The sequence below is a fragment of the Halomonas sp. genome, assembly GCF_031581305.1.
Lineage (GTDB): Bacteria > Pseudomonadota > Gammaproteobacteria > Pseudomonadales > Halomonadaceae > Halomonas.
In genome coordinates this window covers 1,439-16,613 of the sequence record NZ_JAVLBC010000048.1, presented here as the reverse complement: position 1 = coordinate 16,613, position 15,175 = coordinate 1,439, and the positions used below count along the sequence as shown (strand labels likewise).

General features: G+C 65.7%; 11 protein-coding genes and 2 tRNA genes. 2 read left to right on the top strand and 11 right to left on the bottom strand.

The annotated features are described in order from the left end of the window. Positions 1 to 126: 126 nt before the first annotated feature. The 8 genes from RI841_RS06085 to RI841_RS06050 form a co-directional block, all read right to left on the bottom strand. A tRNA-Arg gene (locus RI841_RS06085) sits at positions 127 to 203 on the bottom strand. A gap of 21 nt (positions 204 to 224) precedes the next feature. Then, positions 225 to 317: transfer RNA gene (locus tag RI841_RS06080), tRNA-Ser, on the bottom strand. Positions 318 to 417: 100 nt separating this feature from the next. Further along, positions 418 to 612 (bottom strand): carbon storage regulator CsrA, encoded by a 195-nt coding sequence (csrA, locus tag RI841_RS06075; protein ID WP_310704688.1) that lies wholly within the window; start codon positions 610 to 612, stop codon positions 418 to 420. A 199-nt stretch (positions 613 to 811) separates the two neighbouring features. Beyond that, a complete protein-coding gene (locus tag RI841_RS06070) occupies positions 812 to 2,062 on the bottom strand; it encodes an aspartate kinase (RefSeq protein ID WP_310704687.1) in 1,251 nt (416 codons plus the stop codon). 107 nt (positions 2,063 to 2,169) lie between these two features. Beyond that, on the bottom strand, positions 2,170 to 4,779 hold the full coding sequence (gene alaS, locus RI841_RS06065) for an alanine--tRNA ligase (protein WP_310704686.1): 2,610 nt from the start codon (positions 4,777 to 4,779) through the stop codon (positions 2,170 to 2,172). Positions 4,780 to 5,053: 274 nt separating this feature from the next. Further along, the gene (locus RI841_RS06060) at positions 5,054 to 5,548 is read right to left on the bottom strand and encodes a regulatory protein RecX (RefSeq protein ID WP_310704685.1); all 495 of its coding nucleotides are present in this window, start codon (positions 5,546 to 5,548) and stop codon (positions 5,054 to 5,056) included. 3 nt (positions 5,549 to 5,551) lie between these two features. Beyond that, positions 5,552 to 6,619, bottom strand: a complete 1,068-nt coding sequence (recA, locus tag RI841_RS06055) for a recombinase RecA (RefSeq protein WP_310704684.1) — start codon at positions 6,617 to 6,619, stop codon at positions 5,552 to 5,554. A gap of 365 nt (positions 6,620 to 6,984) precedes the next feature. Then, positions 6,985 to 7,503, bottom strand: coding sequence for a CinA family protein (locus RI841_RS06050; protein WP_310704683.1), 519 nt, complete (start codon positions 7,501 to 7,503; stop codon positions 6,985 to 6,987). Positions 7,504 to 7,648: 145 nt separating this feature from the next. Here RI841_RS06050 and mutS point away from each other — a divergent pair, with 145 nt between their 5' ends. Both mutS and fdxA read left to right on the top strand, forming a co-directional pair. Continuing rightward, the gene (gene mutS / locus RI841_RS06045; protein WP_310704682.1) at positions 7,649 to 10,237 is read left to right on the top strand and encodes a DNA mismatch repair protein MutS; all 2,589 of its coding nucleotides are present in this window, start codon (positions 7,649 to 7,651) and stop codon (positions 10,235 to 10,237) included. A gap of 163 nt (positions 10,238 to 10,400) precedes the next feature. Continuing rightward, the gene (gene fdxA, locus RI841_RS06040) at positions 10,401 to 10,724 is read left to right on the top strand and encodes a ferredoxin FdxA (RefSeq protein WP_310704681.1); all 324 of its coding nucleotides are present in this window, start codon (positions 10,401 to 10,403) and stop codon (positions 10,722 to 10,724) included. Between the two features lie 498 nt (positions 10,725 to 11,222). On the opposite strand, the gene eno is transcribed toward fdxA, so the two are convergent. The 3 genes from eno to RI841_RS06025 are packed head-to-tail and all read right to left on the bottom strand — an operon-like array spanning position 11,223 to position 15,075. After that, positions 11,223 to 12,515, bottom strand: coding sequence for a phosphopyruvate hydratase (gene eno / locus RI841_RS06035; RefSeq protein WP_310704680.1), 1,293 nt, complete (start codon positions 12,513 to 12,515; stop codon positions 11,223 to 11,225). 33 nt (positions 12,516 to 12,548) lie between these two features. Beyond that, on the bottom strand, positions 12,549 to 13,406 hold the full coding sequence (gene kdsA, locus RI841_RS06030; RefSeq protein ID WP_310704689.1) for a 3-deoxy-8-phosphooctulonate synthase: 858 nt from the start codon (positions 13,404 to 13,406) through the stop codon (positions 12,549 to 12,551). A gap of 13 nt (positions 13,407 to 13,419) precedes the next feature. Then, positions 13,420 to 15,075 (bottom strand): CTP synthase, encoded by a 1,656-nt coding sequence (locus tag RI841_RS06025; protein WP_310704679.1) that lies wholly within the window; start codon positions 15,073 to 15,075, stop codon positions 13,420 to 13,422. Positions 15,076 to 15,175: the final 100 nt, after the last annotated feature.

Sequence of the window (15,175 nt, the reverse complement as noted above, 5' to 3'; positions counted from 1 at the left end):
ACCTCCGACCACCTGATTCGTAGTCAGGTACTCTATCCAGCTGAGCTACGGGCGCGTAAGGCAACAAGCAGAGTCGTTGCAGGGATAAACCGGAAAAGATACCGCCGGTCACATCCGGTATGAAGGTGGCGCGCCCGGGAGGATTCGAACCTCCGACCACCTGATTCGTAGTCAGGTACTCTATCCAGCTGAGCTACGGGCGCTTGATCTTCATGTGTCGATAATGGCGGAGAGGGAGGGATTCGAACCCTCGAAGAGGCTATTAACCCCTTACTCCCTTAGCAGGGGAGCGCCTTCAGCCACTCGGCCACCTCTCCCTCATCGGCACGGTGCGTATCCTACCGTTTTAAAAGGCCATTGTCCAGCGATCGCGGGCGATTTTTCGCCGCGGCCGGCGCAAGGGTCACCCTCCGCGCGCTAGTCTTCGCTTTCGAGACCGGAATCAGACTTCTCGCGCTGTATACGCTGGTAGATCTCCTCGCGATGCACGGCGACATCCTTGGGGGCATTGACGCCGATACGGACCTGATTGCCCTTGACGCCAAGGACGGTCACGGTGATGTCATCACCGATCATCAGGGTTTCGCCGACACGGCGGGTCAAGATGAGCATGACTGATCTCCTTCTCAGACTTCGGGCTACGGGATGCTCGCCGACAGGGACGACGAAATGACATTGTGCGACAAGTCATCGTCCCTGACCAATGGCGCCGACCCATGACACTCTCGTACCACGTTGAAAGAAAGACCTGTGGCACGCGTGTCGCGGCCTTCCCTACAAGCGTAGAAGGTGTCGTCGACCCGAGTGCACCTTATTCGGCCTCGATATCTCTCTTGTCGAGCCCAAAGGCCTTGTGCAGCGCCTTGACCGCCAGCTCCATGTGCTTTTCGTCGATCACCACAGAGATCTTGATCTCGGAGGTGGAGACCATACGGATGTTGATGTTCTCGTCGGCCAGCACGCGGAAGAACTTCGAGGCCACGCCGGCATGAGAACGCATGCCCACCCCCACCAGCGACACCTTGGCGATGTTGTCATCTCCGCGCAACTCGCCTCCGCCCAGGTCGGGGATCACCTGTTCCTGAAGGATCTTCATGGTCTGCTTGTAGTCGCCCTTGGCCACCGTGAAGGTGAAGTCGGTGTAGTCACCGGCCGGCGCAACGTTCTGGACGATCATATCGACCTCGATGTTGGCATCGGCGATCGGACCAAGGATGCGCGAGGCCACGCCAGGAACATCGGGGGTGTTGAGCAGGGTCAGCTTGGCCTCGTTGGCGGTGAAGGCGATACCGGAGATCAGCGGTTCTTCCATGGAGTCCTCATCTTGGTCGGAGTCTGCAACGATCAGGGTGCCGGGGCCGTCCTCGAAGCTGGACAGCACGCGCAGCGGAACATTGTACTTGCCGGCGAATTCGACGGCGCGAATCTGCAGGACCTTGGAGCCCAGGCTCGCCAATTCCAGCATCTCCTCGACGGTGATGGTCTCGAGGCGCTGGGCCTTGCTGCACACCCGCGGGTCGGTGGTATAGACACCGTCGACGTCGGTGTAGATCTGGCACTCGTCGGCGCCCAGCGCTGCGGCAAGGGCCACCCCGGTCGTGTCGGAACCGCCGCGGCCGAGGGTGGTGATGTTGCCCTCTTCATCCACCCCCTGGAAGCCGGCGACCACCACCACCTGGCCATCGTCGAGGTCGGACTGCAGCTCATCGGTCTCGATGCGCTGGATGCGCGCCTTGGTATGGGCGCTGTCGGTCTGGATGCCCACCTGGGAGCCGGTGTAGGAGGTCGCCGGAACGCCCAGCTTGTGCAGCGCCATGGCCAGCAGTGAGATGGTGACCTGCTCCCCGGTGGAGACCAGCATGTCCATCTCGCGCGGGGTCGGCTCGTCATTGATCTCGTTGGCCATGCCGATCAGGCGATTCGTCTCCCCGCTCATGGCGGAGACCACGACGACGACTTGGTGACCGTTGTCGCGGCAGCCCTTGACCTTCTCGGCCACGGCCTTGATGCGCTCCACGGAGCCCACCGAGGTGCCGCCGAATTTCTGTACGTATAGTGCCATATGCCGATTTCCCTCGTGCGTCGAGTGCGGATAGCGCTCGGATGAGTGAAAGGTAAATCTACGCAAGCAGGGCCGGCGCCTTCGGCAACCGGCCCTGCGGTGACCTGCTACAGCTGCTGCTCGACCCAGGCCGGGACGCTTTCCAGCGCGTCCGGCAGCGCCGAGACATCGCTGCCGCCGGCCTGGGCCATGTCGGGCCGGCCACCGCCCTTGCCGCCGACCTGGGCCGCCACGTGGTTGACCAGATCACCGGCCTTGACCCGGCCGGTCAGGTCATCGGTGACGCCGGCAATCAGGCTGACCTTGCCCGCTTCGGTGTCGGCCACGCCCAGCACCACGATGCCGGAGCCGAGCTTGTTCTTGAGCTGGTCGAGCATGCCGCGCAACTCCTTGCCGGCCACGCCCTCGAGGCGCCTGGCCAGCACCTTGACGCCTCGTATCTCTCGGGCCTCGCTGACCATGTCATTGCCGGCGGCACTGGCCAGCTTGCCCTTGAGCCGCTCGAGCTCCTTTTCCAGGGTGCGGTTGCGCTCGAGGAGCGACTCGACCCGCTCTTCAACCTGCTCCGGCTTGGCCTTGAGCTGCTCGCCGATGCGATTGAGGCACGCTTCCTGCTCGCGGAACCAGGCTAGCGCCCTTTCACCAGTGATCGCCTCGATACGGCGCACGCCGCTGGCGATGCCCACCTCGCTGACGATATGGAAGCAGCCGATATCGCCGCTGCGGGCCACATGAGTGCCGCCGCAAAGCTCGATGGAGAAGTCGTCGGCACCGATGGTCAGCACGCGTACGCTGTCGGCGTACTTGGCCTCGAACAGCGCCGCGGCGCCCTTGGCCTTGGCCTCGTCGAGGCTCATGTGCTGGATCCGAGTCGGGGCGTTCGCCAGGATCTGCTCGTTGACCAGGCGCTCCACCTCGGAGAGCTGCTCCGGGGTCATCGGCTCGAAGTGGCTGAAGTCGAAGCGCAGCCGCTCGGGCGTCACCAGCGAGCCCTTCTGTGCCACATGATCGCCGAGCACCAGGCGCAGCGCCTTGTGCATCAGGTGGGTCGCGGAGTGGTTGCGCACCGTGGCCGCACGCAGGTCGCCGTTGACCTCGGGTCGCACCCTATCGCCCATGGACAGCTCACCTCCCAGCAGCACGCCGTGATGGAGATGGTGCCCCCCCTGCTTCTGGGTATCCTCTACCAGAAAGCGACTACCGTCCTCGAGGTGCAGATAGCCGGTATCGCCTACCTGACCGCCCGACTCGCCGTAGAAGGGGGTCCGATCGAGCACCACCACAGCCTTGTGCTCGGGCGTGAGACGCTCCAGGGCATTACCCTCCCGATCGGCCAGGGCGGTGACGGTGGCGTGGTCCTCCAGCAGGTCATGGCCGGTGAAGGCGGTTTCGCCTTCCAGCTCCAGGACGGCCCCATAGTCGGCGCCGAACTGGCTGGCAGCGCGGGCACGCTCGCGCTGGGCTTCCAGCTGGCGCTCGAAGCCGACCTCATCGGGGGTGACGCCGCGCTCGCGGCAGACGTCGGCGGTCAGGTCAAAGGGAAAGCCGTAGGTATCATAGAGCTTGAACACCGTCTCCCCGGGCAACACCTCGCCATCGAGGTTGCCCAGGGCCTCCTCGAGCAGGCCCATGCCGTGCTCCAGGGTGCGAGCGAACTGCTGCTCCTCCTTGAGAAGGACCCGCTCGATCTGGTGACGCGCCTCACGCAGTTCCGGATAGGCGTCACCCATCTCCACGTCCAGCGCTCCTACCAGCTTGTGGAAGAAGTCGCCCTTGGTGCCCAGCTTGTGCCCGTGGCGAATGGCGCGACGAATGATGCGACGCAGCACATAGCCACGCCCCTCGTTGGAGGGCATCACGCCGTCGGCGATCAGGAAGGCGCAGGAGCGGATGTGGTCGGCAATCACCCGCAGCGAGGGATTACGGGTGTCGGCGTGGCCGGTGTGACGCGCCGCCGAGGCCAGCAGGTTCTGGAACAGGTCGATCTCGTAGTTGGAGTGCACGCTCTGCATCACCGCGGCGATGCGCTCCAGGCCCATGCCGGTATCGATCGAGGGCTTGGGCAGTGGGTGGAGGGTCCCGGCCGCGTCACGATCGAACTGCATGAACACCAGGTTCCAGATCTCGATGTAGCGGTCGCCATCCTCTTCCGGACTCCCGGGAGGACCACCCCACACCTCGGGGCCGTGATCAAAGAAGATCTCGGAACTCGGCCCGCACGGACCGGTGTCGCCCATCTGCCAGAAGTTGTCCTCGTCGAGCTTGGAGAAGCGTTCGGGGTCGATGCCCATCTCCTCCTTCCAGATACGCTCGGCCTCATCGTCACTGACGTGCACGGTGACCCACAGCTTCTCCCTCGGCAGGCCCAGGGTCTCGGTGAGAAATTCCCAGGCGAAGCGGATAGCATCACGCTTGAAGTAGTCGCCGAAACTGAAATTGCCCAGCATCTCGAAGAAGGTGTGGTGGCGAGCGGTATAGCCGACATTGTCCAGGTCATTGTGCTTGCCGCCGGCGCGGACGCAGCGCTGGGACGAGGTAGCCCGCACGTAGGGGCGCGGGTCGCGCCCCAGGAAAACGTCCTTGAACGGCACCATGCCGGCATTGGTGAACAGCAGGGTCGGGTCATTGCCCGGCACCAGGGAGCTTGAGGGCACAACGGTGTGGCCGTGCGCCTCGAAGTAACTCAGGAAGGCCTGTCTGATGTCTGCGCTTTTCATGGGGTATCCGTGGCGATAAGCATGGTGACCCGGTGGGCAAGCAGTAGGTCGGCAGGCGGCGCGTCGACGCCAAATTCGGCTCGCCACTGCGCCACAGGAGTGCCACCCGGGGCATTCGCAAAGGGAGCCATTATAGCGCAGTTGTCAAGGGACTAAAGGGGCGCTGGCTAGTGCAGTCGTTCATAGCGAGGGGCGGGGGGCACAGCGCCTCCTCGGTGGTCCGGCACGCCGGAGCCTGGCGACGGAACAGCCCCGAGCGGGACAACTGTCCATGCTACCCGTTGGTAGGGTCATCGTCCCAGGCATGCGCCAGGGCGTGACGCACCTGGTCGAAGTCGAAGCCGCGGCTGGTCAGGAAGCGCTCGCGGCGGGCGCGCTCACGGGGCGTATCGCCGGGCCCCGTGAAGCGCCTCGCGAGCGACTCGCCGGCCAGGGCGAACCAGTCGCCCTCACCCGCCTGCTCGCTCGCGGCGAAGGCGTGACGGATCGCCTCCCGGCCGAGACCGCGTCGCTCGAGCTCGACCCGGATCTTCAGCGGCCCCTGGCCGCGCAGGATCCGCGAGCGCAGGAAGCTCTCGGCAAAGCGGGCATCGGACTGCAGTCCCTGCTCGGCCAGGGCATCGAGGCAGTCCGTGATGGCCTCGACCTCGTGCCCCTTCGCCGCCAGGCGCTCGGCCAGCTCGTGTCGCGAGTACTCCCGACGAGCCAGCAGGCGGATGGCATCGTCCCGCGGCGACGACTCACCGCTACCGGAAGACTGTCCCAGCATGACTTATGGCTGATCGTCGCCGGGACTGTCCTCGGCAGTCACCGCCTCGTCGGCGGCCTCCTCCTTCTTGGGTTCCACCGAGGCGAGCAGCTGGGCACGGATCTGGCTCTCGATCTCTTCCATCACCGCCGGGTTGTCCTCGAGGAACTGGGCTGCATTGGCCTTGCCCTGGCCGATCTTGTTGCCCTGGTAGCTGTACCAGGCACCCGCCTTGTCGACCAGCTTGCACTGCACCCCCAGATCGACCACCTCACCAGCATGATAGATTCCCTTGCCGTAGAGGATCTGGAATTCCGCCTGGCGAAACGGCGGCGCCACCTTGTTCTTGACCACCTTGACCCGGGTCTCGTTGCCGGTGACCTCGTCACCCTGCTTGACCGAGCCGGTACGGCGGATGTCCAGGCGCACGCTGGAGTAGAATTTGAGCGCATTGCCTCCGGTGGTGGTCTCGGGGCTGCCGAACATCACGCCGATCTTCATGCGGATCTGATTGATGAAGACCACCATGCAGTTGGCATTCTTGATGTTGCCGGCGATCTTGCGCAGGGCCTGGGACATCAGGCGCGCCTGCAGGCCGACGTGAGAGTCACCCATTTCGCCTTCGATCTCGGCCCGCGGGGTCAGCGCCGCCACCGAGTCGATGATGATCACGTCGACACCGCCGGAGCGCACCAGCATGTCGCATATCTCGAGGGCCTGCTCGCCGGTATCCGGCTGGGAGACCAGCAGGTCGTCGAGATTGACACCGAGCTTCTCGGCATAGCTCGGGTCAAGGGCATGCTCGGCATCGATGAAGGCGCAGGTCTTGCCCTGCTTCTGGGCCTGGGCGATCACCGAAAGGGTCAGGGTGGTCTTGCCCGAAGACTCCGGGCCGAAGATCTCGACCACCCGACCCAGCGGCAGGCCGCCGATCCCCAGGGCGATGTCCAGGCCCAGCGAACCGGTGGAGACCGAGGGCATCACCACGCGCGGGGCATCGCCCAGGCGCATCACGGTGCCCTTGCCGAACTGACGGTCGATCTGGGAAAGGGCGGCATCCAGCGCCTTGGAACGGTTGTCATCCTGAGCCATCACGGGCCTCCTGAATCTGGGGTCTCTGAAATACTGTATGACTGCACAGTAGTATGGCGAAAAATCGCCTGCGCGGCCAGTGCCGATTCGCTGCTGGAAGGGCTATTGTCGCAGGACGATTACAGATAGCCTGCACGGCTCGGGACTGACCCCGGCGACAAGCCCCGGAACGCCGGACCGTCGAGGAGGCGCTGTAAACCCTTCCCTGGGCGCTACCGACGCCCTGCTTCGCTCTCGCGTCCTGCTACGCTTGCAGGTCCGGTGCTGGCCATCCATGGCCAGCCCGTTCGGAGCAGTGCTCCTCACCCCTGGCGTAGGACCTCCTCTTCGGCTTGTCCCCGGCGCCCCTTGGTGTCTACTGGCGCTCAAGACTGCTCCAGCCGCCGCACCAGGCCGATCAGCGCCTCGCGCACGGCCTGCTCGCGCACCGCCGCCCGGTCGCCGGCGAAATGGTGGCACTCCGCCTCGGCCCGTTCGGCATCGCCCCAGGCCAGCCAGACGGTCCCGACCGGCTTGTCGACACTGCCGCCGCCGGGGCCGGCCACCCCGCTGATCGCCACGCCAAGCCCGGCCCCGCTGTCGCGACAGGCGCCGGCCACCATCGCCTCGACGACGGCGCGGCTCACCGCCCCATGCTGGGCCAGCAGTGCCTCCGGCACGCCCAGCAGCCGGGTCTTGGCGCCGTTGGCATAGGTCACGTAGCCGGTCTCGAACCAGTCCGAACTGCCGGCCACGGCGGTGATGGCGCTGGCCGCCCCACCCCCGGTGCAGGACTCGGCCGCGGTGACCGTGATGCCCTTCTCGCGGCACAGTTCGCCCAGTCGCTCGGCGAGGGCCACGAGGTCGAGGTCGAGGTCGGCCAGGCGGGAGGCGCGGGGGGACATGGCATGGACTCCTGGGCATTCGCAGCGGCCGAGGCGACGTCGGCCGCGCGTGAGCGATGACTTTTCCGTACAATAACGGCTTTGCCAGCGACATGCATGGCGCATTCGACGCCAGCCATCCGTCAACCGCCAGAGCAGGAACCCGATGTCACAGGCCAGCGCCCAGCATACCCCCATGATGAGCCAGTACCTGAAGATCAAGCGCGAGCACCCCGACGTGCTGCTCTTCTATCGCATGGGTGACTTCTACGAGCTGTTCTTCGACGATGCCCGGCGTGCCGCCGCCCTGCTCGACATCACCCTGACCCAGCGCGGCCAGTCCGCGGGCCAGCCGATTCCCATGGCCGGGGTGCCCTACCACAGCGCCGAGGGGTATCTGGCCCGCCTGGTGGCCGCCGGCGAGTCGGTGGCGATCTGCGAGCAGATCGGCGACCCGGCCACCAGCAAGGGGCCAGTGGAGCGCCGCGTGGTGCGCATCGTCACCCCCGGCACCCTCTACGACGAGGCGCTGCTGGACGCCCGCCGCGACAACCTGCTGGTCGCCGTGGCCCCGCTCGGCGAGCGCTGGGGGCTGGCCTGGCTGGAGCTCTCCAGCGGCCGCTTCAACGTGCTGGAGGTCGAGGGCGAGGGCGAGATGCTCGCCGAACTGCAGCGCCTCGACCCCGCCGAGCTGCTCCTGGCCGAAAGCCTGGTCCTGCCGACCGCCCTGGAGGGGCGTCGCGGCCTGCGCCGCCAGAGCGACTGGCTGTTCGACCTCGAGAGCGCGACCCGCACCCTGTGCGACCAGTTCCAGGTCCAGGACCTGCGCGGCTTCGGCTGCGCCCACCTGGAGGCCGCCATCACCGCCGCCGGCGTGCTGATCGACTATGCCCGGGATACCCAGCGCACGGCCCTGCCCCATGTCACTGCCATCGGCGTGGAGAGCCGCGACGATGCCGTGGTGATCGATGCGGCCAGCCGTCGCAACCTGGAGATCGACGTCAACCTCGGCGGCGGCGCCGACAACACCCTGGCCAGCGTGCTCGACACCACCGCCACGGCCATGGGCTCGCGGCTGCTCAAGCGCTGGCTCAACCGCCCGCTGCGCGACCGCGCCCAGGTCGGTGGCCGCCAGGCGGCGGTGGCGTTGCTCCTCGACAACGAGGGTTTCGTGGCACTGCGCGAGTCACTCAAGGCGATCGGCGACGTGGAGCGTATCCTGGCCCGGGTGGCGCTCTACAGCGCGCGACCCCGCGACCTGGCCCGCCTGCGCGACGCCCTGGTCGCCCTGCCCGATCTCCAGGCCGCCCTCGCGTCCTATGGCGAGGGCAGCACGCTGGACGAGCTCCGCCACCATATCCATCCCTTCCCGGCGCTGGCCGACACCCTGACCCGCGCACTGGTGGAGAACCCACCGGTGGTGATCCGCGACGGCGGCGTGATCGCCGAGGGCTTCGACGCCGAGCTCGACGAGCACCGAGGCCTCGCCGAGCATGCCGGCGACTACCTGATCCGCCTGGAGACCCGGGAACGCGAGCGCACCGGCCTGCCCGGCCTCAAGGTGGGCTACAACCGGGTCCATGGCTACTACATCGAGATCCCCCGCGCCCAGGCCCGGGACGCCCCAGTGGACTACGTGCGCCGCCAGACCCTGAAGAACGCCGAGCGCTTCATCATCCCCGAGCTCAAGGAGTTCGAGGACAAGGCGCTCTCGGCGAAGTCCCGCGCCCTGGCCCGGGAGAAGCTGCTCTACGACGGCCTGCTCGACACCTTGAACGCCGAGCTCGCCGCGCTGCAGGGCACCGGGCGGGCACTGGCGGCCCTCGACGTGCTGTGCGCCTTCGCCGAGCGCGCCCGGGCCCTGGACTTCGTGCGCCCGGCACTGCCCGAGTCGCCGGGCATCGACATCCGCGGTGGCCGCCATCCGGTGGTCGAACGGGTCAGCGAGGCCCCCTTCGTGCCCAACGACCTGGTGCTGGACGACAGGCGCCGCATGCTGGTGATCACCGGCCCCAACATGGGCGGCAAGTCCACCTACATGCGCCAGGCCGCGCTGATCACCCTGCTCGCCCACACCGGCAGCTTCGTCCCGGCGGATGCGGCCGCCATCGGGCCGGTGGACCGCATCTTCACCCGCATCGGCTCCTCGGACGACCTGGCCGGTGGACGCTCCACCTTCATGGTGGAGATGACCGAGACCGCCAGCATCCTGCACAACGCCACCGACCATAGCCTGGTGCTGATGGACGAGATCGGCCGCGGCACCAGCACCTTCGATGGCCTCTCGCTGGCCTGGGCCAGCGCCGAGCACCTGACCGGCACCCGCGCCTTCACGCTGTTCGCCACCCACTACTTCGAGATGACGGCATTGGCCGAGCAAGCCGAAGGAGTCGCCAACGTGCACCTGACGGCCGCGGAGCACCGCGACGGGATCGTCTTCATGCACCGGGTGGAGGACGGCCCGGCCAGCCAGAGCTACGGCCTGCAGGTGGCCCAGCTCGCGGGCGTCCCCCAGGGCGTTATCGCCCGCGCCCGGGAGAAGCTCGCCACCCTGGAGCAGCAGGAGATCGACCAGGGCAGCCGACTGCCGACCGCCAGGACGAGCGAAGGAGAGCGGCCGGCGGCGCCACGCCAGGCCGACCTCTTCGCCAGCACGCCCCACCCGCTTGTCGAGCAGCTGGGGCGCCTGGATCCCGACGCGCTGTCGCCCCGCCAGGCCCTGGAGCTGCTCTACCGCTGGAAGGAGGCCCTGTGAATGGCCGACAATGGCGCCGAGTCTGGCTTGCGGGGCCACCCTCGCCGCGACTAGAATGGCTCGATTAAATCCTGTAAATTATAAGAATTTTTCTTCTTATGACTAATTCAGCATCATCGACTACCGGCCGCGCCCAGCCACGGCCAGAGAATGGGAGACTGGCATGACATTCGTCGTCACCGAGAACTGCATCAAGTGCAAGTACACCGACTGTGTCGAGGTCTGCCCGGTGGACTGCTTCTACGAGGGCCCCAACTTTCTGGTGATCCACCCCGACGAGTGCATCGACTGCGCCTTGTGCGAGCCGGAGTGCCCCGCCGAGGCGATCTTCTCGGAGGATGAGCTGCCGGATGGCCAGGAGGCGTTCATCGAGATCAACGCCGAACTGGCGGAGGTGTGGCCCAATATCAGTGAGCAGAAGGCCCCCCCGGAGGATGCCGAGGAGTGGGACGGCAAGCCGGGCAAGCTGGAACTGCTCGAGCGTTGAACCGCTGACACGGCCGGACACGACGACGCCGGATGTCGCATGACATCCGGCGTCGTCGTCTCTGCCCTGAGCGAAGTAAGGAGAACACTCGGCAAAAAAGGCGGCCCACAGGCCGCCCGCTCCCAGCCGATCCTTGAGCGGCTCCCTCCGCCCGACTCCCGTGATGCCTTCCCTGCCCGGAAGAGGCTTCCTGCCGCACCGAGCGCATCACTTCACGCATCCCGTTGCATCCTGCCGGAAGAGCATCCCGCTCTCCCACATCCCAACTGCAGTGTGGCATAGCCGCATTGCAGCACAACCCCGCCCATGACACGCCGGAAACGGTCACGTAGGCCCGCTCACGTACCGAAGCGCAATAAAAAGTCCTTTTAAATCAAAAAAATAAAAAGACCCCACCCCGTAAAGGGTCGGGCCTATCCGACGCAAGGATAGCGAATCTCTTCGCCACTCTGTAGGCGATCTCTTACATGAGATCACGCAAAAGGCAACACTGTTCGCTTACTGCCCCTTGATCGCGGCGCGCCCCGGGTAATCCACCTGGCCGTCCAGCTCCTGCTCAATGACCAGCAAGCGGTTGTACTTGGCGACACGATCCGAGCGGCTCAGCGAGCCGGTCTTGATCTGGCCGGCGCTGGTGCCCACGGCGAGGTCGGCGATGGTGGTGTCCTCGGTCTCGCCGCTGCGATGGGAGATCACCGCGGTGAAACCGGCCTCCTGGGCCATCCGGATCGCGTCCAGGGTCTCGGAGAGCGAGCCGATCTGGTTGAACTTGATCAGGATGGAGTTGCCGATCTTCTCGTCGATGCCGCGCTTCAGTATCCGGGTATTGGTGACGAAGAGGTCATCACCCACCAGTTGGACCTTATCACCCAGCCGGTCGGTCAGCGCCTTCCAGCCGTCCCAATCGGACTCGTCCATGCCGTCTTCAATGGAGACGATCGGGAACTGCTCGCACAGCTCGGCCAGGTACTCGACGAAGCCCGCAGCATCGAAAGTTTTGCCTTCGCCGGAGAGGTCGTACCGGCCGTCCCGGTAGAACTCGGAGGAGGCGCAATCCAGCGCCAGCGTCACATCGTCACCCAGTGTATAGCCGGCATCTGCCACGGCCTGCTGGATCACCGCCAGGGCCTCGGCATTCGAGTCGAGGTTAGGCGCGAAACCGCCCTCGTCGCCCACCGAGGTGGCCAGGCCGCGGGCGTTGAGCACCTTCTTCAGGGCATGGAAGATCTCGGCGCCCATGCGCAGGCCCTCGCGGAAGGTCGGCGCTCCCACCGGCTGGATCATGAACTCCTGGATGTCGACGTTGTTGTCGGCATGCTCGCCGCCATTGAGGATGTTCATCATCGGCACCGGCATCAGGTACTTTCCGGGCTGACCGTAGAGCTCGGCGATATGGGCGTAGAGCGGCATGCCCTTGGCATTGGCCGCGGCCTTGGCTGCCGCCAGTGACACCGCCAGGATGGCATTGGCGCCAAGCGACGCCTTGTTGTCCGTGCCATCCAGCACCAGCATGGCGTCATCCAACCCGCGCTGGTCACGGGCATCCATGCCCACCAGACGCTCTCGGATGGTCGTGTTGACGGCCTCCACGGCCTTCAGCACGCCCTTGCCCAAGTAGCGGCTCTTGTCGCCGTCGCGCAGTTCCAGGGCCTCGCGGGAGCCAGTGGAGGCCCCGCTGGGGGCGCAGGCCACGCCCACGGCACCGCTTTCCAAGCGCACCTCGGCCTGCACGGTGGGGTTGCCGCGTGAATCGAGCACTTCGAGGGCATGGAGTTCGACGATCTTGGTCATCTTGTGGGTCCTTGTCGTGTCAGCGTGGGGAAATCAGGAAATCTCGAGCGGGGCAAAGCCCTTCACCAGCTCATCGACGGCCTTCATCTGGGCCAGGAAAGGCTCGAGGCGATCCAGCGGCAAGGCACAGGGGCCGTCGCACTTGGCATTGTCGGGATCGGGATGGGCCTCCAGGAAGAGGCCAGCCAGGCCGACCGCCACCCCGGCACGGGCCAGCTCGACCACCTGCTGCCGCCGCCCGCCGGCGCGATCGGCCCGGCCGCCCGGGCGCTGCAGGGCATGCGTGACATCGAAGAAGACAGGATATCCAGTCTGCTTCATGTCACCGAAGCCGAGCATGTCGACGACCAGATTGTTATAGCCGAAGCTGGACCCCCGCTCGCAAAGCAACAGCCTGTCGTTGCCCGCCTCTTCGCACTTGCGAATGATGTGGCACACCTCGTGGGGCGCCAGGAACTGCGGCTTCTTGATGTTGATGACCGCCCCGGTCTCGGCCATGGCCACCACCAGATCGGTCTGGCGTGCCAGGAAGGCGGGCAGCTGGATGATGTCGGCGACCTTGGCCGCGGGCTCGGCCTGCCAGGGCTCGTGGACATCGGTGATGATCGGTACCCCGAAGCGCGCCTTCACCTCGGCAAGAATCTCCAGTCCCTTCTCCAGGCCCGGGCCGCGAAAGGAGTGGATGGAGCTGCGGTTGGCCTTGTCGAAGCTCGCCTTGAAGACGTAGGGCATGCCCAGCCGCCCTGACACCGCCGCATAGGTCTCGGCGACCTCAAGGGCCAGCTCGCGGGACTCCAGCACGTTCATGCCGCCCAGCAGCATCAGCGGCAACGAATTGCCGGCCTTCAGGCCGGCAAATTCGATATGGCGTTCGAGGGCGGACTCGGTCATGACGGACATGGCCTTACTCCTGATGGGAAGACTGGGCGCGGATGCGCGCCGCCTTGTGTTCCAGCGCCGCATTGACGAAGCCGGTAAACAGCGGATGGCCGTCACGCGGCGTGGAGGTGAACTCCGGGTGGAACTGGCAAGCCACGTACCAAGGGTGATCCGGCAGTTCGACCATCTCCACCAGGGAGCTGTCGACGCTCTTGCCGGAGACCACCAGGCCGGCCTGCTCGAGGTCGTCGATGAACTGATTGTTCACCTCGAAGCGGTGACGGTGGCGCTCGACGATCTCGTCGCTGCCATAGGCCTCACGCGCCCGGCTGCCGGGCTTGAGTTGGCAGATCTGGCCGCCCAGGCGCATGGTGCCGCCGAGGTCGGAGGCTGCATCGCGCAGCTCGACCTTGCCCTCGGGGCTGAGCCACTCCGTGATCAGGCCGACCACCGGGTGCTGAGTATCATGGGTGAACTCGGTGGAGTTGGCGTCTGCCCAGCCAGCCCTGTTCCGGGCGAACTCGATCACCGCCACCTGCATGCCGAGGCAGATGCCGAGGTAGGGGATGCCATTCTCGCGGGCAAAGCGGGCCGTGGCGACCTTGCCTTCCACGCCGCGCTCGCCGAAGCCGCCGGGCACCAGGATGGCATCCTTGCCGGCCAGGCGCTCGGCGCCGTGGCGCTCGATGTCCTCGGAGTCGATGTAGTCGACGTTGACCTTCACCCTTGTCTGGATGCCGGCATGAATCAGCGCCTCGTTGAGCGACTTGTAGGCGTCGAGCAGCTCCATGTACTTGCCGACCATGGCAATATTGATCGACTTGAGCGGATTGAGCTTGGCATCGAGCACGTGCACCCATTCACCGAGGTCGGCCTCGTCGGCCTCGAGGCGCAGCTTGTGGCAGACGATCTCGTCGAGGCCCTGCTCGTGAAGCATCAGCGGGATGCGATAGATGGTGTCGGCGTCCTGCAGCGGGATGACGGCCCGCTCTTCCACGTTGGTGAACAGCGCGATCTTGCGCCGCTCGCCCTCCTCGAGCTCCACCTCGCTGCGACATATCAGGATATCGGGCTGGATGCCGATAGAGCGAAGCTCCTTGACGCTGTGCTGGGTCGGCTTGGTCTTGGTCTCGCCGGCGGTCTTGATATAGGGCACCAGCGTCAGGTGCATGAAGATTGCCCGACTCGCCCCCAGTTCACTGCGGATCTGGCGGATCGACTCCAGGAAGGGCAGCGACTCGATGTCACCCACGGTGCCGCCGATCTCCACCAGTGCCACGTCGAACCCCTCGCCGCCGGCATAGACGCGGCGCTTGATCTCGTCGGTGATGTGCGGGATCACCTGCACAGTGCCACCCAGGTAGTCGCCGCGGCGCTCCTTGCGCAACACATGCTCGTAGACACGACCAGTCGTGAAGTTGTTGGCCTGGGTCATCTTGGTGCGGATGAAGCGCTCGTAGTGGCCCAGGTCGAGGTCGGTCTCGGCGCCATCCTCGGTGACGAACACTTCGCCGTGCTGGAAGGGGCTCATCGTGCCCGGATCCACGTTGATGTAGGGATCGAGCTTGAGCATGGTGACCTTGAGGCCGCGCGCCTCGAGAATCGCCGCCAGCGAGGCCGACGCGATGCCCTTGCCGAGTGAGGACACAACGCCGCCGGTCACGAAGATATATCGTGTCATGGAGAACCTGTCGAAACGTGATCGGTAGGCACGGCAGGAAGCCGCGCCAGGATGGGACGACAGACTAGCAGAATACGACCAAAGGCTCAATTTCAGCGCC

Excerpts from the sequence above, each read along its gene's own strand:
- csrA (WP_310704688.1), bottom strand. The coding sequence starts at position 612 with ATGCTCATCTTGACCCGCCGTGTCGGCGAAACCCTGATGATCGGTGAT.
- alaS (WP_310704686.1), bottom strand. The coding sequence starts at position 4,779 with ATGAAAAGCGCAGACATCAGACAGGCCTTCCTGAGTTACTTCGAGGCG.
- eno (WP_310704680.1), bottom strand. The coding sequence starts at position 12,515 with ATGACCAAGATCGTCGAACTCCATGCCCTCGAAGTGCTCGATTCACGC.
- RI841_RS06050 (WP_310704683.1), bottom strand. The coding sequence starts at position 7,503 with ATGTCCCCCCGCGCCTCCCGCCTGGCCGACCTCGACCTCGACCTCGTG.
- RI841_RS06060 (WP_310704685.1), bottom strand. The coding sequence starts at position 5,548 with ATGCTGGGACAGTCTTCCGGTAGCGGTGAGTCGTCGCCGCGGGACGAT.
- recA (WP_310704684.1), bottom strand. The coding sequence starts at position 6,619 with ATGGCTCAGGATGACAACCGTTCCAAGGCGCTGGATGCCGCCCTTTCC.
- mutS (WP_310704682.1), top strand. The coding sequence starts at position 7,649 with ATGTCACAGGCCAGCGCCCAGCATACCCCCATGATGAGCCAGTACCTG.
- RI841_RS06070 (WP_310704687.1), bottom strand. The coding sequence starts at position 2,062 with ATGGCACTATACGTACAGAAATTCGGCGGCACCTCGGTGGGCTCCGTG.
- fdxA (WP_310704681.1), top strand. The coding sequence starts at position 10,401 with ATGACATTCGTCGTCACCGAGAACTGCATCAAGTGCAAGTACACCGAC.
- RI841_RS06025 (WP_310704679.1), bottom strand. The coding sequence starts at position 15,075 with ATGACACGATATATCTTCGTGACCGGCGGCGTTGTGTCCTCACTCGGC.
- kdsA (WP_310704689.1), bottom strand. The coding sequence starts at position 13,406 with ATGACCGAGTCCGCCCTCGAACGCCATATCGAATTTGCCGGCCTGAAG.